This is a genomic window from Nocardioides sp. JQ2195 (genome assembly GCF_012272695.1).
Classification (GTDB): domain Bacteria; phylum Actinomycetota; class Actinomycetes; order Propionibacteriales; family Nocardioidaceae; genus Nocardioides.
Genome location: NZ_CP050902.1, coordinates 3,312,130 through 3,331,279, shown reverse-complemented (window position 1 = coordinate 3,331,279; position 19,150 = coordinate 3,312,130). Strand labels below are relative to the sequence as shown.

16 protein-coding genes are annotated in these 19,150 nt (G+C 69.8%); 8 read left to right on the top strand and 8 right to left on the bottom strand.

Going from position 1 to position 19,150, the window contains the following annotated elements; translation table 11 throughout:
• The first annotated feature begins 38 nt into the window (after window positions 1–38).
• On the top strand, window positions 39–1,349 hold the full coding sequence (locus ncot_RS15865; RefSeq protein WP_168618470.1) for a threonine/serine exporter family protein: 1,311 nt from the start codon (window positions 39–41) through the stop codon (window positions 1,347–1,349).
• A gap of 227 nt (window positions 1,350–1,576) precedes the next feature.
• On the opposite strand, the gene ncot_RS15860 is transcribed toward ncot_RS15865, so the two are convergent.
• From ncot_RS15860 to ncot_RS15850, 3 genes are all read right to left on the bottom strand, one after another.
• Window positions 1,577–2,155, bottom strand: a complete 579-nt coding sequence (locus ncot_RS15860; RefSeq protein WP_168618469.1) for a DUF402 domain-containing protein — start codon at window positions 2,153–2,155, stop codon at window positions 1,577–1,579.
• Window positions 2,156–2,278: 123 nt separating this feature from the next.
• Window positions 2,279–3,112 carry an SDR family NAD(P)-dependent oxidoreductase gene (locus ncot_RS15855; RefSeq protein ID WP_168618468.1) on the bottom strand — a complete coding sequence of 278 codons (834 nt, stop codon included), beginning with the start codon at window positions 3,110–3,112 and terminating at the stop codon, window positions 2,279–2,281.
• Complete coding sequence (locus ncot_RS15850; RefSeq protein WP_206065017.1) at window positions 3,109–4,599, bottom strand: NAD(P)/FAD-dependent oxidoreductase; 1,491 nt, start codon at window positions 4,597–4,599, stop codon at window positions 3,109–3,111. The genes ncot_RS15855 and ncot_RS15850 overlap by 4 nt, the downstream gene beginning before the upstream one ends.
• A 72-nt stretch (window positions 4,600–4,671) precedes the next feature.
• On the opposite strand from ncot_RS15850, the gene ncot_RS15845 reads away from it, so the two are divergent.
• Together ncot_RS15845 and hrpA are read left to right on the top strand one after the other, a co-directional pair.
• Window positions 4,672–5,271: a TetR/AcrR family transcriptional regulator gene (locus ncot_RS15845; protein ID WP_168618466.1), complete on the top strand. Its 600-nt coding sequence runs from the start codon at window positions 4,672–4,674 to the stop codon at window positions 5,269–5,271.
• Window positions 5,272–5,439: 168 nt separating this feature from the next.
• Window positions 5,440–9,600: an ATP-dependent RNA helicase HrpA gene (gene hrpA / locus ncot_RS15835; RefSeq protein ID WP_240937936.1), complete on the top strand. Its 4,161-nt coding sequence runs from the start codon at window positions 5,440–5,442 to the stop codon at window positions 9,598–9,600.
• Between the two features lie 102 nt (window positions 9,601–9,702).
• On the opposite strand, the gene ncot_RS15830 is transcribed toward hrpA, so the two are convergent.
• Window positions 9,703–10,620 carry a GNAT family N-acetyltransferase gene (locus ncot_RS15830; protein WP_168618465.1) on the bottom strand — a complete coding sequence of 306 codons (918 nt, stop codon included), beginning with the start codon at window positions 10,618–10,620 and terminating at the stop codon, window positions 9,703–9,705.
• A gap of 66 nt (window positions 10,621–10,686) precedes the next feature.
• On the opposite strand from ncot_RS15830, the gene ncot_RS15825 reads away from it, so the two are divergent.
• The 3 genes from ncot_RS15825 (at window position 10,687) to ncot_RS15815 (ending at window position 12,729) form a co-directional block, all read left to right on the top strand.
• Complete coding sequence (locus tag ncot_RS15825) at window positions 10,687–11,274, top strand: hypothetical protein (protein ID WP_168618464.1); 588 nt, start codon at window positions 10,687–10,689, stop codon at window positions 11,272–11,274.
• Window positions 11,275–11,463: 189 nt separating this feature from the next.
• Window positions 11,464–11,847, top strand: a complete 384-nt coding sequence (locus tag ncot_RS15820; protein ID WP_168618463.1) for a type II toxin-antitoxin system PemK/MazF family toxin — start codon at window positions 11,464–11,466, stop codon at window positions 11,845–11,847.
• An 18-nt stretch (window positions 11,848–11,865) separates the two neighbouring features.
• A complete protein-coding gene (locus ncot_RS15815; RefSeq protein ID WP_168618462.1) occupies window positions 11,866–12,729 on the top strand; it encodes an aldo/keto reductase in 864 nt (287 codons plus the stop codon).
• A gap of 55 nt (window positions 12,730–12,784) precedes the next feature.
• Here the strand turns inward: ncot_RS15815 and ncot_RS15810 are convergent, their stop codons facing one another.
• Window positions 12,785–13,582 (bottom strand): hypothetical protein, encoded by a 798-nt coding sequence (locus ncot_RS15810; protein ID WP_168618461.1) that lies wholly within the window; start codon window positions 13,580–13,582, stop codon window positions 12,785–12,787.
• 139 nt (window positions 13,583–13,721) lie between these two features.
• Between ncot_RS15810 and ncot_RS15805 the strand changes: the two genes are divergently transcribed.
• The gene (locus ncot_RS15805) at window positions 13,722–15,014 is read left to right on the top strand and encodes an extracellular solute-binding protein (RefSeq protein WP_168618460.1); all 1,293 of its coding nucleotides are present in this window, start codon (window positions 13,722–13,724) and stop codon (window positions 15,012–15,014) included.
• 24 nt (window positions 15,015–15,038) lie between these two features.
• Here the strand turns inward: ncot_RS15805 and ncot_RS15800 are convergent, their stop codons facing one another.
• Both ncot_RS15800 and ncot_RS15795 read right to left on the bottom strand, forming a co-directional pair.
• On the bottom strand, window positions 15,039–16,364 hold the full coding sequence (locus ncot_RS15800; protein ID WP_168618459.1) for a ribonuclease D: 1,326 nt from the start codon (window positions 16,362–16,364) through the stop codon (window positions 15,039–15,041).
• Window positions 16,361–16,987 (bottom strand): DUF3000 domain-containing protein, encoded by a 627-nt coding sequence (locus ncot_RS15795; protein WP_168618458.1) that lies wholly within the window; start codon window positions 16,985–16,987, stop codon window positions 16,361–16,363. The genes ncot_RS15800 and ncot_RS15795 overlap by 4 nt, the downstream gene beginning before the upstream one ends.
• A 71-nt stretch (window positions 16,988–17,058) precedes the next feature.
• Between ncot_RS15795 and hemE the strand changes: the two genes are divergently transcribed.
• On the top strand, window positions 17,059–18,099 hold the full coding sequence (gene hemE, locus ncot_RS15790; protein WP_206065016.1) for a uroporphyrinogen decarboxylase: 1,041 nt from the start codon (window positions 17,059–17,061) through the stop codon (window positions 18,097–18,099).
• Window positions 18,100–18,181: 82 nt separating this feature from the next.
• Here hemE and ncot_RS15785 read toward each other — a convergent pair whose 3' ends face one another.
• Complete coding sequence (locus tag ncot_RS15785) at window positions 18,182–19,120, bottom strand: DUF4349 domain-containing protein (protein WP_168618457.1); 939 nt, start codon at window positions 19,118–19,120, stop codon at window positions 18,182–18,184.
• Between the last annotated feature and the right edge of the window lie 30 nt (window positions 19,121–19,150).

The window sequence follows — 19,150 nt, the reverse complement described above, 5'->3', positions numbered from 1 at the left end:
GCGAACCACACGATGGCCGGCGTGAAAGCATGTCGGCCATGGCGGATTCTCGCGAGACGGCTCTCACTCTCGACCTGAGCCTGCGGATCGGAGAGATGCTCCTCTCGAACGGCGCTGGTGCGGCCGACGTCACCGCCACCATGCACGCGGTGGCCTATCACCTCGGGGTGCGCAACCCGATCGTCGACGTGACCTTCACCAGCCTGTCGATGAGCTACCAGTCCATCGACGACGACGTCCCGCTGGTGATGTTGCGACAGGTGAAGCAGCGCGACATCGACTACGAGGACCTGACCCGCATCGACCACCTGGTCCGGGACCTGTTGTCCGACCGCGTCGACCTGGTCGAGGCGCGGGCCACGGTGGCCCGCATCAGCTCCTCGGGTCACGCCCGCCAGCGTTGGGCGGTGACCGTCAGCATCGGCATCATGTCCGCGGGCGTCGGCCTGATGCTGGGCGGGAACGCACTGGTCGTCCTGATCGCGTTCCTGGCCGCGATGATGATCGACCGCACCCAGATCTTCCTCCACCGCCAGCGGCTGCCGAACTTCTACCAGCAGGTGGCCGGGGGAGCGGTGGCCACGCTCCTGGCGCTGGGCGCCGCCGCGGCCGACCTAGACGTCGACCCGTCAGTCGTCGTCACGGCCAACATCATCATGTTGTTGTCAGGCATCGGCTTCATGGGCGGACTGCAGGACGCGCTCTCCGGCTTCTACGTCACGGCCGGTGCCCGGATGACGGAGGCGTTGTTGTCGACGGCCGGGATCATCGCCGGTGTCAGTGGCGGGCTGGCCCTGGGCGACGTGATCGGCGTCGACATCGGTCGGCTGGAGCCGGGGCGAGGTGGCCTCGCCACGGTGGCGATGATCTCGCTGGGCGCCGCGATCGCCGCCGCCGCCTTCGCCTTCAGCGCCTACTCGCCCAAGCGGATCCTCGTCCCGATCGCGCTGATCGCGGCTGTCGCCATCGCGATCACCTACGGCATCGAGGGCGCCGGCTTCGGTCGGACCTGGTCGGTGGCCCTGGCGGCGCTGTTCATCGGTCTGGTCAGCTACTCGGTCTCCGGCCGGGTGCGGGTGCCTCCGCTGGTGGTCGTGGTGTCGGCGATCGTGCCGATGCTGCCCGGCCTGTCGATCTATCGGGGTCTCTCGCTGATGGCCGACGGCGGGGCGACCTCCCAGGGGATCTTCGCGATCATCACCGCCGCCTCCGTGGCGATCGCGCTGGCCTCCGGCGTGATCCTCGGCGAGTTCATCGCCCAGCCCCTCAAGCGCGAGGCCCGCAAGCTCGAGAGCCGGCTGGCCGGCCCGCGCCTCGTCGGTCCGTTCCGCGCCCGCGCCAAGCGTTGACTCGAACGGTCAACTCTTGCTGCGCGAACGGTCGATTCTTGCTGCGCGAACGGTTGATTGTTGACGTGCGAACTGCGTGTTGTTGACGTCCGGAGGCACGGTCTGCCCGCTCGGGCATCAAGAACTGCCCGCTCGCGCAGCAAGAGTTGCCCGTTCGCGCAGCAAGAGTTGCCCGTTCGCGCAGCAAGAGTTGCCCGTTCGCGCAGCAAGAGTTGCCCGTTCGCGCATCAGGAGGGGGCGGTTCGGAGGGTGGCGAGGCGGTCCAGCCAGGCGGCCGAGGTCTGGCCCTCGTACGGCGCCACCCGCGCCTCCACTGCAGCGTGCACGGCTTGGCAGTTCGCCAGCGCCAGCGCGATGACGTCGTCGGGATAGCCGAGGCTGACCCGGTGGTCGGCGAACTCGTCCTCGTCGTCGATCCACACCCGGCCACTGTGGCCGCGGACGACATCGAGGTCGAGGTCGATCGAACGGATCGTGGCGCCGTCCCAGACCGGTTGGGTGGCGATGTCGACATACACGGCGACCGGGCCGGTGAGGTTCACGAACCCCGTACCGGATCCGTCCTGCCGCCTTCCGTGGAACGTCGCGAACCAGCCGCTCACTGCAGGTGAACCCGTGGTCGGGGCCAGGCAGACCTGGTCGACCGGTGCCTTGAAGTCCGCGCCGGGGCGGTGCATCCGGGTGCCGGTCGGAACGCCGATCCAGTCACCGTGCTCGTCGGAGCCGAGGTGAAGGGCCGTGTAGGCCCAGTGCGGACGGTCGGGCCACTTGGTCATCGCGACCTGAACCGGCTCCCCGAACTCCACGCGTCATTCCTAGCATGCAGGACGTCATGCGTTGGGGTTGTCCGGGCGACCGGTTCGTATGACGTCGCGTGCACCGCCGGGGTTGTCGGGGCGACCGGTTGGCAGGCGTCGCGGACCCGCGGCCTACTTCTTGGTGGGGACCACGCGCTTGGAGGCGCGGGCGACGATGTCCTGGTAGCGCGAGCCGGCGAGCTTGGCGAAGTGGTGCACCAGGTGCGCGTCGATGCCGACCAGTTGGCGTGCCTTGCCCTTCATGCCGGCGGACAGGATGATCTCGGCGGCCTTCTCGGGCGACATCCGGGCCAGCTTCTCGTCGAAGAGCCGGTCGATGGCGTTGCCGTCCTCGCTCGCGGTCTTGCGGCCGTTGCGCGAGATGCCGGTCTTGATGCCGCCGGGGTGGATGCAGGTGACGGTCACCGGGTGCTGGTTGACCAGCATCTCCTCGCGCAGCGCCTCGGTGAAGCCGCGGACGGCGTACTTCGTCGCGTTGTACGCCGACTGCCCGGGCATCGAGACCAGTCCGAAGAGGCTGGAGATGTTGATCAGCGCGCCGTCGCCGGAGGCGATCAGGTGGGGTAGGAACTCCTTGGTGCCGTTGACGACGCCGTTGAAGTTGACCCCGACGATCCAGTCGAACTCCTCGTAGGTCATGTCCTCGAAGTCGCCGGTCATGGAGACGCCGGCGTTGTTGACCACCACGTTGACGACGCCGAACTGCTCGACGACGGCGGCCGCCCAGACCCCGACGGCCGCACGGTCGGAGACGTCCACGACATCGGAACGGAGCTCGGTGACGCCCTGCTCCTTCAGCAGCTGGACGGTGCCCTCGAGCCCATCAGGGTTCCAGTCGGAGACGGCCAGCTTGGCCCCTCGGCGGGCAGCCAGACGAGCCATCTCCCGGCCCATCCCGGAGCCGGCCCCGCTGATCACGACGACCTTGTTCTCGAGTGACTTCATGCGGACACCTTCTCCTTGATCGGGGTGGGGGCGGTGACGTCGTACGCCTCGACGTCGAACCGGGCGAGCAATCGGCGGAACGTGAAGGTCGAGCGGGGCCACAGCGTGGTGTTGCGGCCGTGCTCGTCGAGGTACCAGCTGGCGCAGCCACCGGTGTTCCACACAGTCTGCTGCATCCGTCGCTGCAGGTCGTCGTTCCACGCCTCCTGCACGTCGCGGTGCGGCTCGACGGAGCTGTGGCCGGCACGGTCCATCGTGCGGATCGCGTCGACGATGTAGTTGATCTGTGACTCGATCATGAACACCATGCTGGAGTGGGCCAGGCCGGTGTTGGGACCGACGATCTGGAACAGGTTCGGGAAGCCGTGGACGGTGGTGCCCTTGTAGGCGGTCATGCCGGTCTCGGCCCAGGTCTCGGAGAGGGTGCGACCGTCGCGGCCGACGACGCGCTGAGCGATCGGTTGCTCGGTGGTGTGGAATCCCGTCGCCACGACGAGTACGTCGACGGGCCGCTCGACGCCGTCGGTGGTGACCACCGCGTCGCCGGTGATCTTGGAGATCCCGTCGGTCACCAGCTCGACGTGGTCGGCCGCCAGCGCGGGGTAGTAGGTGTTGGAGATCAGGATGCGCTTGCAGCCGATCCGGAAGTCGGGCGTGACTGCGGCGCGCAGCTCGGGGTCCTTGATGCCGCGGGCGATGTTGGCCCGGGCCAGCTTCAGGGCCGGCAGGGCCAGGGCGGGGTTGCGGGTGAACGCCGGGACGTAGAGCTCGCGGCCCCAGTAGATCGCGGTGCGATAGACCTTCTGCACCAGCGGCAGGTGCCGGAAGGCGAGCTTCTCGAGGCCGGTGTAGGCGCGGTCGTTGCGCGGAATCACCCACGGGGCGGTGCGCTGGTAGACGTCGAGGTGTCCCACGGTCCTGGCCAGCTCGGGGACGATCTGGATCGACGAGGCGCCGGTGCCGATCACCGCGACCCGCTTGCCGGCCAGGTCGATGTCGTGGTTCCACCGGGCGGAGTGGAAGACCTCGCCCTGGAAGCCCTCGATGCCGTCGATGTCGGGGAGCTTCGGCTCCGAGAGGCCACCGGAGCCGCTGACCAGGGTCTGTGTGGTGACGGTGGTGCCGTCGGACAGGTCGACCTCCCACACTTGGGCGGGGTCGTCCCAGACGGCACGCTCGACCGCGGTGTCGAAGCGGAAGCGGTCGAGGACCCCCGACTCGTCGGCGACGCGCTGGATGTAGGCCTGGATCTCGGGCTGCGGTGAGAACGACATCGACCAGTCGGGGTTGGGCGCGAACGAATAGCTGTAGAGCTGGCTCGGCACGTCGCACGCTGCGCCGGGGTAGGTGTTCGCCTGCCAGGTGCCACCGACGTCCGAGCTCTTCTCGATGACCAGGAAGTCGGTCTCGCCGTTCTCCTGCAGCTTGATCGCGGTCCCGAGCCCGGCGAATCCGGCGCCGATGACGAGGTGCTTGACGTGGGTCATGGTCCTCACCGTAGGCGCCATATTGAATATCCGTCAATAGTGGTGCTGAACAAAATTCAGTAGGGTGGTGGCATGACCAGCACCCCCCGCGTCCGGATGAGTCCCGACTCACGTCGCGAGCAGCTCCTCGACCTCGGCGTGCGCCTGCTCTCGACCCGCTCACTCGACGAGCTCTCGATCGAGATCCTCGCGGAGGAGGCGGGCATCTCGCGGGGGCTGCTCTACCACTACTTCGGCAACAAGCACGACTTCCACGAGGCCGTTGTCCGTCGCGCTGCCGACGACCTCATCGAGCAGACCGCGCCGCCGGTCTCGGGCGAGCCACTGGAGCGCCTGCTCGTCTCCATGGGGGCCTACCTCGACTACGTCGTGGCCAACTACGAGGGCTACCTGTCCTTGGTCAAGGGCGCCGCCAGCGGCAGTGACACGATCCGCGACATCTATGAGCAGGCTCGCGCGGTGCTCACGGACCGGCTCTTCCAGGAGGACAGCGAGGGGTTGGTCCTCCAGGACTCCCCGACGATGCGACTCGTGGTGCATGCCTGGTCGGCGTACGCCGAGGACGTCGCGCTGGCCTGGGCGCGCGACCCCGCGGGGGTCAGCCGTGACGAGGTGCTGGCCGTCCTCGCCGACTCGCTCCCAGCCCTGGCCGGAACGGTCACCCGCTCCTAGCGCTGCAGCCAGGGTCGCGGTCAGAGTCACAGCCAGTGCCGCGGTCAGAGTCACAGCCAGTGCCGCGGTCACATTCACAGGCCAGTGCCGCGGTCAGAGTCACAGTCGGGGCCGCAGTCAGAGTCACAGTCGGGGCGCCGACGGAAACCGTTGGCCAGGACCGGGATAATGGACCACGTTGTGCAGCCAGACCTGAAGATCACCTACCCCGACCTCCCCGTCAGCGACCGTCGCGACGACATCGCTGCGGCGATCCGTGACCACCAGGTCGTCATCGTGGCCGGTGAGACGGGGTCGGGGAAGACCACCCAGCTGCCCAAGATCTGCCTGGAGCTCGGCAGGGGACAGGGTGGCCGTGAGGGCAAGCTGATCGGGCACACCCAGCCCCGCCGGATCGCCGCCCGGTCCGTCGCGGAACGGATCGCCGAGGAGCTCGAGACCGAGCTCGGCGACGTGGTCGGCTACCAGGTCCGGTTCACCGACCGCACCTCGCGCACCAGCAGGGTCAAGCTGATGACCGACGGCATCCTGCTCGCCGAGCTGCAGCGCGACCGCAAGCTGTTGAAGTACGACACCCTGATCATCGACGAGGCCCATGAGCGCAGCCTCAACATCGACTTCATCCTCGGCTATCTCAAGGGCCTGCTGCCCAAGCGTCCCGACCTGAAGCTGATCATCACGTCGGCCACGATCGACCCCGAGCGCTTCGCGCGGCACTTCGCGGATCGTCGGGGCAGGCCGGCGCCGATCATCGAGGTCTCCGGGCGCACCTACCCGGTGGAGATCCGCTACCGGCCGCTGGTCTCGACAAGCTCGACCGGCGAGGACAGCCCGACCGGCGAGGACAGCCCGACCGGCGAGGACGGCTCGACCGACGAGGAGGGCGAGGTCGTCGTCCGCGACCAGACCGAGGCCATCGGCGAGGCGGTCAAGGAGCTCGCCGCGGAGGGACCCGGTGACATCCTGGTCTTCCTGCCCGGCGAGCGGGAGATCCGCGACACCGCGGACGCCCTCGGCGACCTCAACCTGCGCAACCCGCTGGAGATCGTGCCGCTCTACTCCCGCCTCTCCTCGGCCGAGCAGCACCGCGTCTTCGAGGCTCCCAAGCCGGGCCGCGGGCGTCGCGTCGTGCTGGCCACCAACGTCGCCGAGACCTCGCTGACCGTGCCGGGCATCAGGTACGTCGTGGACTCCGGCGTCGCGCGCATCTCGCGCTACTCGGTGCGCACGAAGGTGCAGCGGCTGCCGATCGAGCCGATCAGCCAGGCCTCGGCCAACCAGCGCTCCGGCCGCTGTGGTCGTGTCGCGGCCGGCGTGGCGATCAGGCTCTATGCGCAGGAGGACTTCGAGAGCCGTCCGGAGTTCACCGAGCCCGAGATCCTGCGCACCAACCTGGCCTCGGTGATCCTGCAGATGACCTCGTTGGGCCTCGGCGACGTCGGTCGGTTCCCCTTCGTCGAGCCGCCCGACAAGCGCAACGTGCAGGCAGGCACCCAACTGCTGGAGGAGCTCGGCGCCCTGTCCACGGGTGGTTTCGAGACGACTCGTTCCTCGTCTCCTCAACCACCGTCCAACGCACGTGCGTCGTCTCCTCAACCACCGCCCACCGCGCGTGCGTCGTCTCCTCAACCACCGTCCAACGCACGTGCGTCGTCTCCTCAACCACCGTCCAACGCACGTGCGTCGTCTCCTCAACCACCGTCCACCGCGCGTGCGTCGTCGCGGAACGGTCGCGGCAAGCAGGGCAGTCGGCTCACCCAGCTCGGACGCCGACTGGCCAGGATGCCGATCGATCCCCGGATGGGCCGGATGATCCTCGAGGCCGAACGCCTCGGCTGCGTGCGTGAGGTGATCGTGATCGCGGCCGCCCTGTCCCTGCAGGACCCGCGCGAGCGACCGGCCGAGATGCAGGCACAGGCCGACCAGCAGCACGCCCGGTTCAAGGACCCCGAGTCCGACTTCATGACGTGGCTCAACCTGTGGCGCTACATCAAGAAGCAGCAGAAGGAGCTCTCCTCCAGCGCGTTCCGACGGATGTGCAAGAAGGAGTTCCTCAACTACCTGCGGATCCGTGAGTGGCAGGACTTCGAGTCCCAGCTCCGCCAGGTCTGCAAGGAGATGGGTCTCGATACGCGCGCTGGCGCTCGCCACTCGACCACCGAAGACCAGACGCGCGCTGGCGCTCGCCACTCGACCACCGAGAGCACCGAGGGCACCCACGGCGGCGCGACGGACACGGACGGCATCCACCAGGCACTGCTCTCCGGGCTGCTCTCCCACATCGGTGCACTGGAGGAGGTCTCGGCAGGCTCGACCGCCGGGCCGAAGAAGGGCGGTCGGCGGCCGATGCGCGAGTATCTCGGCGCTCGCGGCGCGAAGTTCGCGATCTTCCCGGGATCCGGCCTGAAGGGGAAGAACCCGCAGTTCGTGATGGCCGCCGAGCTCGTCGAGACCAGCCGCCTGTGGGCCCGGCAGAACGCGGCGATCAACCCCGAGTGGGCCGAGCGCCTCGGCGCCCACCTGGTCAAGCGCAACTACTCCGAGCCGCACTGGTCGGCCAAGCGCGCTGCGGTGATGGCCCGCGAGCGGGTCACCCTGTACGGCGTACCGCTGGTCGCCGACCGTCTGGTCAACTACGGCCAGGTCGATCGGGAGCTGGCCCGCGAGCTCTTCATCCGGCACGCGCTGGTCCACGGCGAGTGGCCGGCGCTGGAGACCGGCCGGCACAAGTTCTTCGCCAAGAACAAGGCACTGCTCGAGCAGGCCGAGGAGCTCGAGCACCGGGCCCGCCGGCGCGACATCGTGGTCGACGAGCACACCCTCTTCGACTTCTACGACCAGCGGGTCGGCGCCGAGGTGGTCAGCGGTGCTCACTTCGACACGTGGTGGAAGAAGGAGCGGCAGCGCAACGGCAACCTGCTCACCTTCGACCCGACGATGCTCACCCACGACACCGCGGCGGAGGTGCAGGCAGACGACTACCCGGAGCTGTGGCACGCCGAGGGGCTGACCTTCCCGATCGGCTACCACTTCGAGCCGGGTGCGCGGGATGACGGGCTGACCATCGACGTGCCGGTGGCGACCCTGAACCGGGTGGAGGCCGATCAGTTCAGCTGGAACGTGCCGGGCCTGCGCGAAGAGCTGGTCACCGGCCTGATCCGCAGCCTGCCCAAGAACCTGCGGGTCAACTTCGTGCCCGCACCCAACAAGGCCCGCGAGTTCCTGGCCGCCGTGCCGGCGGGCGACGAGCCGCTGCTGGAGGCGCTGGAGCGCTGGCTGCGCGCCACCACCGGGGTCGTCGTGCCACGCGACGCATGGGACTGGGCCAAGGTGCCCGAGCACCTGCGACCGACGTTCCGGGTGGTCGACGAGACCGGTCGCGAGCAGGCCCGCGGCAAGGACCTCGAGGCGCTCAAGGAGCCGTTGCGCCCGAAGTTCGCCGCGGCGATGGCAGAGGTGGCCGCCGACTCCGGCATCACCGTCACCGGCCAGACCACGTGGACCTTCGGTGTCATCGAGTCCGACTTCACCCAGACCCGCGCCGGCCATGAGGTGCGCGGCCATCCGGCGCTCGTGGACGAGGGGTCGAGCGTGGGGCTGCAGGTATTCGGGTCGGCCGACGAGCAGGAGGCCAGGCACCGTCTCGGCGTACGCCGCCTGCTGCTGCTCAACACGAAGTCGCCGGTCAAGGACATCCTCGACTCGTTGGGCAACGCGGAGAAGCTGGCCCTGGCCGGGTCGCCCTACCCGAACGTCACCGAGCTGCTCGAGGACTGCCGTGCAGCCGTGCTCCAACAGGCGATCGACGCCCGACCGCCGGTGCGCAGCGAGGAGGCGTACGCCGCCCTGCTGGCCGCCGCGCAGGCCGACCTGCCGGCGCAGGTGCGTGGCGTGATGCACGACGTGTTCCGGGTGCTCGAGGCGTGGCGGCGCACCGACAAGCTGCTCAGCGGGCGCGCCGACATGGCCACGCTGTCGGCAATCGCCGACATGCGGGCCCAGCTCGACCGCCTGGTGCACCGCGGCTTCGTCTCCGAGGCCGGGGTCGAGCAGCTCCGGCAGCTGCCGCGCCACCTCGCCGCGATCGACGTACGCCGGGAGCGGCTGGAGTCGCAGCTGGCCAGGGACCGACAGCTGATGGACCAGATCGGTGAGCTGCAGGACGCCTGGTCGCACCGGATGGCGGCGCTGCCCGAGGGACGTCCGCCGGGGGCGAGCCTGCGCCAGGTCCGGTGGATGCTGGAGGAGTACCGCGTCTCGCTGTGGGCCCAGCACCTCGGCACGGCGCACTCGGTCAGCGACGCCCGGATCCGCAAGGCCCTCGGCTGACCCGCCCCGCCCTCTCCTTCCCCGAGCAACGCGTGTCCGTGTCACTGCACGAGCGACCGGTCACGGGCAGAGTGGCAACAGCACCGCGCACGTGCCGGTCGGTCACAACGACTTGCGCACGAGCTCCTCGACCACGCGGTAGCCCAGGCTGTCGTAGAGCCGGCGCGCCACCGTGTTCTGGCCGAACACGTTGAGCCCCAGCTCCTCGGCCCCCGCGTCACGGCACCGGGCGGCCCCGGCGTCCATGATCGCCCGACCATGGCCCGCGCCACGGTGCGCCTCGTCGACCACCACGTTGTAGACGTAGCAGCGACGAGGTGCGTGGCGGATCCACAGCAGGCCGACCCGCTGGTCAGCGACGTACGCCGACCACAGGTGCTGGTCGGCCGTCGCGAGTCCGTCGGGGAGCAGCTCGGCGAACGCGTCGCGGGCGACCTTGCGCATGTCGTCGAGGGAGCCGAGCCCCGCACCGTGGCGTTGCTGCGCATAGGCCTCGATGTCGTCGGCCGCATATGCGGCGAAGAACTCCGGAGTCATCGGGCGCAGCTCCACCGGGCTCGCGGCAGGCGCATCCTCCAAGGGCAAGGTCATCTGCGTGGCGGCGGGGGAGAAGTCGCCGCCGGCGACGAAGGCGCGCGCGGCCTCGTCGGTGCCGTGGACGGAGACCGACAGGCTGTCGGCGCCCTCGGCACGCAGCGCGTCCTCGACCAGGAGGCGCACCTGCGGACCGAGAGCCACCTCATCGAGGGCAAGGTCGATCAGCACCGGCCCGCCGCTCTCGGCCAGGTCGAGCCAGACCGAGCCGACCGGCGCCCCGCCGTCCTCGACCTGCCACAGGCGTGTGTCGGGGTCGGCGCGGTCATCGCGCAGCAGTCGCCCGGCCATCGCCCTGGTGACCGCATCCGCCTCGGAGGCGTCGTGCGTGCCCGCGGCGACGCGGTGCTCCGGCATGCGCGTGAGCATCCCGGCGCGCCACACGGGCTGGTCGCCATCGGGAAGGGGGAGCAGGCGCAGGGTCACGACGTCGAACCTAGGCCATGACGACGCGTACGACGCCTGCTGGCCCTGCGCGAGTACCGTGGCCGAGTGAGCCAGCGTCCCCACCGCAAGCCGACCGTGCAGGCGGCGCAGTTCTTCGACGGCCGGATCGGTGGCACCGACCCGGCACTGGTCTCCGAGGCAGCCGATCGGGCGGCCGCCCTGCTCGTGCGTGGTGCCCGCAGCAGCGACGACGAGCAGATCGCCCAGCGGGTGCTCCTGCTGGCCGAGACCGAGGGCCTGGAGACACTGGCGGACCTGTGGTCGGGCGCCCCGGCCGACTCCTTGGCCGGATGCCTGTGGCGCCTCTACGTGCTCCGTGCGTGGGTGCACGGCTCGCCCCACCAGGCCACCCAGCAGTTCGAGGCGGGACGCACGAGCGCCCAGGTGGCGCGGGTGGTCGCCGGGGTGGCCGACCCGCCGGGCCCCGACCAGCTCAAGGCGATGATCGACACCACCCTCGCCGGGATCGCCCAACGTGACTTCGCCGACGTGCTGCTGCGAGCCTCGGCATTCGCCCGCGTGGTCGCCGCCGGCCGGGCCCACCGGCAGGACCCCGATGCGCACCAGATGCTGGTGCTGTCGGAGCAGCTCGAGGCCGCGGCGCACCAGGAGCTCGAGAGCCCGCTCGCCTGAAGAGTGGAGTACGCCGGACCGGGAGCGCCTCACGGCGCGTGGCCGCTCGTAGCGGCTAATTTTGGGACCCGGGGCTGCCACGGTCCGGCGTACTCGACAGAGTTTAATCCCTCGATCAACCAGCCATCGGCACCTTGTGGATTTCTGCGGGTGCCGTCACCCGCCGCCGCCTTCTCCTAGGGTGGGCGCATGGAACCGACGTACGCACCAGAGGTCGACGGCGAGCCCGATCCGGGCGAAGTGGTGTGGGGGTGGGTCCCCTACGAGGAGGACGCCAGCCAGGGCAAGGACCGTCCCGTCCTGCTGCTGGCCAAGGACGGCGACGAGTGGCTGGCCCTGCAGCTGAGCTCCAAGGACCACGACCGTGACGCGGCCCAGGAGGCCGGCGAGGGGCGGTTCTGGATGGACGTCGGCGCCGGTGACTGGGACCGCGAGCGTCGGCCCAGCGAAGTGCGGCTGAACCGCCTGCTGCGCCTGCCCGACGGCGGCCTGCGTCGCGAAGGGGCGGCGCTCGACAAGGCCACCTTCGACAGCGTGGTCGCGGCGGCCAAGGGCTACCTCGACCTTCGCTGACTCGGTAGCGTCGGGAGCATGCAGACACGCAAGCTCGGAGACCGGACCGTCAGCGCCATCGGACTCGGCGGCATGCCGCTCTCGCGGAAGCGCTTCGCCACGGGCGAGCTGCCGCCCCGCGAGGAGGCGATCGCCACGGTGCACGCAGCACTCGAGGCCGGGGTGACCTTCATCGACACGGCCGACTGCTACGCCCCCGACGGCCTGGGACTGGGTCACAACGAGGAGCTCGTCGCCGAGGCGCTGCGCGCGGCCGGCTCGCCCGATGTCCTCATCGCCACCAAGGGCGGCATCCGACGCGAGGGTGCCGACTGGCCGGTCGACGGCCGACCCGAGTGGATCCGCCGGGCGGTGCACGGCTCACTCGAGCGGCTGGGTGTCGACTCGATCGACCTCTACCAGCACCACCGCCCCGACCCGGAGGTTCCCTACGCGGAGACGATCGGCGCCTTCAAGGAGCTGTACGACGAGGGGCTGGTGCAGCGCGTCGGCCTGTCGAACGCGGACCCCGCCCAGATCAGGGAGGCCCAGGACATCCTCGGTGATGCGCTGGTTGCCGTGCAGAACCAGTTCAGCCCCAGCTTCCGCAGCAGTGAGCCGGAGCTGGAGCTCTGCGAGGAGCTGGGTCTGGCGTTCTTGCCGTGGAGCCCGATGGGCGGCATGCGCCACGCCGCCGATCTCGCCGACGACTTCTCGGCCTTCGCCGAGATCGGCGAGGCGCATGGAGTGAGCCCGCAGCAGGTGTGCATCGCCTGGTTGCTGGCACGCTCGCCGCAGGTGATCCCGATCCCCGGTGCCAGCCGTCCGGAGTCGATCCGTGACACGGCCGCTGCCACGCACCTGGTGCTCAGCGACGACGAGCTGGCCCGGCTCAACGGCTGAGGCCGGACCGATCCAGCACCAACCACGCCAGACGTGCAGGCGCGGCCGCCCGGGATCAGCCCAGCTTCGGGGCCACCGCCCGGGCAGCCTGCTGGGCGGGCTCCTGGCCTGACTCGTAGTTGTAGTCCTGGCTCTCGGTGTCGATCAGCACCACCGAGACGTGCTTGCCCTTGCGGTTCACCGCGACACCGTTGAAGTGGTGTGTCTCGGCGTCCTCCTTGCCGAGCTGCACCAGGTAGGTGAACGCGTTGCCGGTGTCGACCTCGACCGGCGAGATCGGGTTGACCCGCTCGACCTCGGCGTTGACCTCCTCGGCGCAGTCACGGTGCCACCCGCGCAGGGTCTGCTCGGCCCGCCAGGCCGACTTGGCGTCGGCGAAGGTGGCGATCAGCTGGGCGGCCTCCTGGGAGCCCTGCGCCGTGAAGGTGCGCACCCACGCGTCCTGCGCTCCGGCGTCGACGAGGGTGAACTTCGCACAGTCACCGAACGGCTCCGGTCCCTCGGGCTGGGTTCGACCCTCGGTCCAGACCGTGACGTCGTTGAGCCCGGGCATCTCCTTCTCGGTGAGGAAGAGGGCCTTGACCGGCGACTCGGACGAGGAGTCGGGGGCCGGGTCGGACGGGGCCGGCTCCGACGCACTCGGTGGCGCCGAGGTGGCGTCCGGCTCGGAGCTCGCGGACGCCGAGCCGCTGGGGGAGCTGGTGCTCTCGGACGAGGTGGTCTCCGAGGGATCGTCGCCGACGGCGTCATCACTGTCGTCGGACGATCCGCACGAGGCCAGGACCAGAGTGGCCAGGACAGCGGCCGCGACGGCGGTGGAACCGCGGTGGAGGACACGTAGGGGGCTCATCATGCGGTCACCCTAGGGCCGAACGCGTGTGCTGGAAGTGGTGCTTGAGGTGTGTCCCGATATCGTTGGCCGACATGTTGCATCGACGAGAGGGCGTTCGAGCGTGAAGACCCGTGCTGCGCTGGCGTGTGGAAGCGTTCTGTTGGTCCTGTTTGCGGGTGCCTGCGACACGGAGACCGGCCCTCCGGAGCCCGACCCGACGGGCACCGCCAAGAACCCGGTGAACCTGAGCTTCCTCGCCTACGGTCCTGAGGAAGAAGTCGCTGCCATGCAGTCGACGGTCGACAAGTTCAACGCCGAGACCCCCACCACCAAGGTCAAGCTGGTGCAGGCCGACGACGCGGACGACGTGATCGACCGCCTCACCTCGAAGACCCCGCCTGATGTCTACCTGCTCTCCCAGCGTGACCTGGCCGAGGTGTCGAAGCGTGGCCTGAACCAGCCCCTCGAGGAGCTCCTCGACTCGCGCGGCGTGGACTTCGGAGACTTCTACAAGCGTGACTCGGTGGAGGCGTTCTCCCTCGACAGCCGCCTGCAGTGCATGCCGTACGGCGTGTCCCCGATGGTCATGTACTACAACAGCGACCTCATCGACTGGGAGACGATGAAGGAGAAGGGCCTCGACTCCCCGGCGACCCACACGGCCTGGACCCTCAACCAGTTCGCGGCGGCAGCGGAGTTCGCCTCCAGCCGTCCGGGCGCCAAGGGCGTCTACATCGAGCCGACCCTGGAGGGGATCGCGCCGTTCATCTACTCCGGCGACGGGCAGCTCTTCGACGACCAGACCGAGCCCACCACGTTGGCTCTCTCCGAGGAGTCCAGTCGCGAGGCGCTGGTCAAGACCATGGACATCCTGCGCAGCGACAAGCTCACGCTGACCCCGCGCCAGCTGCGCAAGGAGTCCGCGCTCAGCCGGTTCAAGAAGGGCAAGCTCGGCATGATGGCCGGCTACCGCAACCTGGTTCCGGAGCTGCGCAAGACGCCGAGCCTCAACTTCGACGTGATGCCGATGCCCACCCTCGACACGAACACCACGGTCGGTGACGTGAGCGGGCTGTGCATCAGCGCCGAGCCCAGCAGCGTCTCCGCCGCTGCCGACTTCATCGTCGACATGATCTCGGGGGAGTCCGTCGCCCGGGTCGCGGAGGCCGGCTACCTCGTGCCGTCCAACAACGAGGTCTCCGAGGGCGAGGCGTTCCTGCAGCCGGAGCAGCGTCCAGCCCATGCCGAGGTCTTCAACCGGAGCGTCCGCGACATCGTCTCTCCGCCCCTGCTCGACTCCTGGGCAGACCTGGAGACGGCCGTGCACAAGCCGCTCTACAAGCTGTTCTACAACCGGGTGCTCAACCTGGAGGAGCTGACCGAGGCGATCGACGAGGCGTCGAAGCCGATCCTGGAGAACCAGGACGAGCCGTCGGCGACCCCCACCGAGTGACCTCCCGGCTGGCCCGGGAACGGGTCAGCCGGCCTCGTCGGTCTCGTCGGTCTCATCGGCATCGGCGCCGAGGATGGCGTCGGTGAGCAGCGGGGCGCACAGGTCGATCTGCCAGGGGCGCGCCCCGTGGTCGACCAGCGACCGGCGTACGGCCTCGTCGAGGGCCGCGGGCTCGCGCGTCTCGGGCGGCGTCCACAGCACGCGCCGCAGGGTGTCCGGGGTGAGCAGGTTCTCCACCGGGAGGTGATTCTCCTCTGCCAGCGCGGTCATCTGCTCGCGGGCGCTGGTCAACCGCCTGGCGGCCACGGGATCCTTCTCCGCCCAGGCGCGCGGCACCGGCGGGCCGTCCCCGCGCGGCCCGCGCTGGGGCAGCTCGTCCTCGGGCAGCTCACGGGCCGTGGTCAGGGCGGCCACCCACTTCGACGCGTAGCGCTCGGCGCCGCGCCCGTGGAATCCCTTGGTGCGCAGCAGGGCGGCACGGTCGGTGGGCAGGGCCAACGCGGCAGCGATGATGGCCGAGTCCGGCAGGATGCGGCCGGGCGTGACGTCGCGCTCCTGCGCGGTGGCGTCGCGGGTCTCCCACAGGGCGCGTACGGCGGCCAGCGCGCGCCGGCCCCGCACCTTGTGCAGCTGGGAGGTACGCCGCCACGGCTCGGCGCGCTTCGTCGGGGTGAACCCGAGCAGGTGCTCGAACTCCTCACGCGCCCATTGCGCCTTGCCGGACTCCTCGAGCTCGGCGGCCATCACGTCGCGGAGCTCGACCAGCGGCTCGACGTCGAGGGCAGCGTATTCCAGCCAGGACTCGGGCAACGGGCGCTTGGACCAGTCGGCGGCGGAGTGCTCCTTGCGCAGGTGCTTGCCGAGGGTGGTCTCGACCAGGGTGGCCAGGCCGACCCGGGGGTAGCCCAGCAGGCGACCGGCCAGCTCGGTGTCGAAGAGCGACGAGGGACGCAGGCCGACCTCGGCCAGGCAGGCCAGGTCCTGGGTGGCGGCGTGCAGGATCCACTCCACTCCCGCCAGGGCCGCCTGGAGGTCGTCGAGGTTCTCGAACGCGATCGGGTCGACGAGTGCGGTGCCGGCACCTTCTCGACGCAGCTGGATCAGGTAGGCGCGTGCGGAGTAGCGATAGCCCGACGCACGCTCGGCGTCGATGGCGACCGGCCCGGTGCCGGCAGCGAAGCGGCGTACGACGTCGGCGAGTGCCTCAGCGGTCTCGACGACCGGGGGCAGGCCGTCGCGCAGGGTGAGCAACGGCGAGGGCTCAGGGGCCGCCTCGGGGACAGCGTCGGCCTGGGCCTCAGGCTGGGTCTCGTTGGGAGCCGGGGCAGTGGGGTCAGCAGGTTCGGTCACTGGGCAGGACCGCGCTGGCCGCGTCGACTCGGCATGGCAGTGACTCCCTCAGGGACCGGCTCGAGGCCGACCGCGGTGCACAACAGCTCTCCCCAGGCCTCGACATGGGCCGAGACGTCGAGGTCGCCGTTGTCGGGACCGACCGGCGTCCACGAGGCGCGGAGCTCGATCTGGGCGGTGCCTTCCTCGTCGGCCATGCTGCCGAAGTTCTCGGTGGACACACAGGTGACCGTGCCGGAGGGCGCCGCGAACTCGGCGCCGTGGGCCTCGAGTGCCTCGGTGAGCCAGGACCAGCCGACGGCGCTGAGCAACGGGTCGGCGGCGAGCTCGGGGTCGATCTCGGCGCGGGCGTAGGCGACGAAACGGAAGGTGCCTGCCCACGCGTCGTTGCCGGCGGGGTCGTGCAGCAGGATGAGCCGCCCGGTGCCGATGTCGGCGTCGTCGACGGTCACGTCGGCGGACAGTGCACTCGCATGGGGAGCGATGCGCTGGGGCGCCGGCATGGACTCGCAGAACACCTCGGGACGGAGCTTGGCTGCGTGCATGCTCTCGACGGCCACCCGGAAATCCTCGGGGGGCGCGCTCACACCCGACCCGGGGTGCGTCTCTTGCCGGACCACCATGACATCCACAGTAGGCGCTGCCTCGCAGGGTCCGATGTGTGCCACGCCGCCTGACCTGCGAAGATTCGGGGGTGACCGTTTCAGCCGACCTCCGTGACTCAGCCTTCCTCCGCGCCGCGCGAGGTGAGACGCCCGACCACACGCCGGTCTGGTTCATGCGCCAGGCCGGTCGTTCGCTTCCCGAGTACCTCAAGGTGCGCGAGGGCATCGGCATGCTCGAGTCGTGCATGAACGCGGAGCTGATCACCGAGATCACCCTCCAGCCGGTACGCCGCTACGGCGTCGACGCGGCCATCTTCTTCTCCGACATCGTGCTGCCGCTCAAGGCCGTTGGTGTCGACCTCGACATCAAGCCGGGTGTCGGCCCGGTGGTGGCGAAGCCGGTCGAGACACTCGCCGACGTGGCCGAGATCCCGGAGCTCACCGCTGAGCACGTCCCCTTCATCACCGAGGCGGTGCGCTCGCTGGTGGCCGAGCTCGGCGCCACGCCGCTGATCGGATTCGCGGGCGCGCCGTTCACCGTGGCGTCCTACCTGGTCGAGGGTGGTCCGTCGAAGGACCACGCGAAGACCAAGGCGATGATGTTCGGTGCTCCCGACGTGTGGGACGCGCTGATGCGCAAGATCGGCGGCATCGCCGCGGCCTATCTCAAGGTGCAGGTCGATGCCGGCGCGAGCGCCGTCCAGCTCTTCGACTCGTGGGCAGGGGCGCTGACCCCGGCCGACTACGAGACCCACGTGATGCCGCACTCGACCCGGGTGCTGGCCGCCGCCGGCGAGCTCGACGTGCCCCGCATCCACTTCGGGGTCGGCACCACGAACCTGCTCGGGCTGATGGGCGAGGCCGGTGCCGACGTGGTCGGTGTCGACTGGCGTACGCCGCTCGACGTGGCCATCCCGCAGGTGGGGGAGAGGAGCGTGCAGGGCAACCTCGACCCGACCCTGGTCTTCGCGCCCACCGAGGTGATGCTCGAGCGTGCCGGCGAGATCATCGAGGCCGGTCGCGCGGCGAAGGGCCACATCTTCAACCTCGGCCACGGTGTGATCCCCTCGACGAACCCGGACCAGCTCAAGAGGCTGACCGAGTTCGTCCAGGGCCATCCGTTGGCCTGAGCCTCGTCCGTCCGGGCTCGGCGGCTGCCTCGTCCGTCCGGGCTCCGGGGCGGCTGCCTCGTCCGTCCGGGCTCGGCGGCTGCTACTCCGCCGGGAGCGCTTCGGGTGCCACGCTCCTCCGGGGGCGCAGCCGGCGGATCAGCACGGTGAGTGGGAAGCCGATGACCGCCAGCAGCACGGCAACGGGGAGCAGCGCGCCCACGAACTGGGCCGTGCCGGCGCCGAGCACGGTGAGGGCCGTCCACCCGTCCAGCAACCCGGTGACGAACGCGTTGTGGTCGGTCTCCTCCTTCTCCCGGACCACGGCATCCTGGTGCTCGAGGTGGACGGTGATCGTCGACAGGCTGGTCTGGTCCTCGAGGTAGGCCTGCTGCGACTTCAGCGAGTCGAGGTCGGCCTGTCGCTGGCTGAGCTGGGACTCGATCGAGACGATGTCGGAGATGTCCTGGGCTTGTGCGAGGAGGGTCTCGATGCGCCGCAGGCTCTTCTCCTGGGCCCGGATCCGGACCTCGTTGTCGATGACCTGGGTGGTCACGTCCTCGGTGTTGCGGCTGGACGAGGTCACCTCGGCGACCTCGCCGATCTCCGTCATCGTCTCGGCGAACTCTGCGGCCGGGACGCGCAGGACGATCCTGGTGTTGCGCAGGTTGCCCTCGTCGTCGATGGAGGTCTTCTCGTCGGCGATCGAGCCGTCGTGCGCGTCGATGACCTTCTGCAGGTCGAAGCGGGCCTGCTCGGTGTCCTGGCTGCTGAGCGAGATCGTGCCGGTGCTGATCACGGCCCGCGTCTGTGGAGCGGTCCGGTTGGCGCCCTCGGCCCGGTCCTCGCTGCTTCCCCCGCCGGCCTCGCTCGGCGCACCCTCGGCGAGAGCCTGCGGATCGACGGAGTCCATCGCTGCCCGGTCGTTGTCCATGGAGTGTGAGCTGTCCGCGGAGCTGCCGGAATCCTCCGCGGAACAACCCGTGAGTGCAAGCAGTCCGGCCGCGAACAGCGAGACGACGTACTTCGTCAGTGGCTTCATGCAGGTGGGACGGCCAGCCGGCGCAGTTGG

What these genes read in the sequence shown, in the direction of transcription:
- hrpA (WP_240937936.1), top strand. Translation starts at nt 5,440, where the DNA reads ATGGACCACGTTGTGCAGCCAGACCTGAAGATCACCTACCCCGACCTC.
- ncot_RS15810 (WP_168618461.1), bottom strand. Translation starts at nt 13,582, where the DNA reads ATGATGAGCCCCCTACGTGTCCTCCACCGCGGTTCCACCGCCGTCGCG.
- ncot_RS15850 (WP_206065017.1), bottom strand. Translation starts at nt 4,599, where the DNA reads ATGACCCACGTCAAGCACCTCGTCATCGGCGCCGGATTCGCCGGGCTC.
- ncot_RS15845 (WP_168618466.1), top strand. Translation starts at nt 4,672, where the DNA reads ATGACCAGCACCCCCCGCGTCCGGATGAGTCCCGACTCACGTCGCGAG.
- ncot_RS15795 (WP_168618458.1), bottom strand. Translation starts at nt 16,987, where the DNA reads ATGGTGGTCCGGCAAGAGACGCACCCCGGGTCGGGTGTGAGCGCGCCC.
- ncot_RS15865 (WP_168618470.1), top strand. Translation starts at nt 39, where the DNA reads ATGGCGGATTCTCGCGAGACGGCTCTCACTCTCGACCTGAGCCTGCGG.
- ncot_RS15820 (WP_168618463.1), top strand. Translation starts at nt 11,464, where the DNA reads ATGGAACCGACGTACGCACCAGAGGTCGACGGCGAGCCCGATCCGGGC.
- ncot_RS15785 (WP_168618457.1), bottom strand. Translation starts at nt 19,120, where the DNA reads ATGAAGCCACTGACGAAGTACGTCGTCTCGCTGTTCGCGGCCGGACTG.
- ncot_RS15815 (WP_168618462.1), top strand. Translation starts at nt 11,866, where the DNA reads ATGCAGACACGCAAGCTCGGAGACCGGACCGTCAGCGCCATCGGACTC.
- ncot_RS15855 (WP_168618468.1), bottom strand. Translation starts at nt 3,112, where the DNA reads ATGAAGTCACTCGAGAACAAGGTCGTCGTGATCAGCGGGGCCGGCTCC.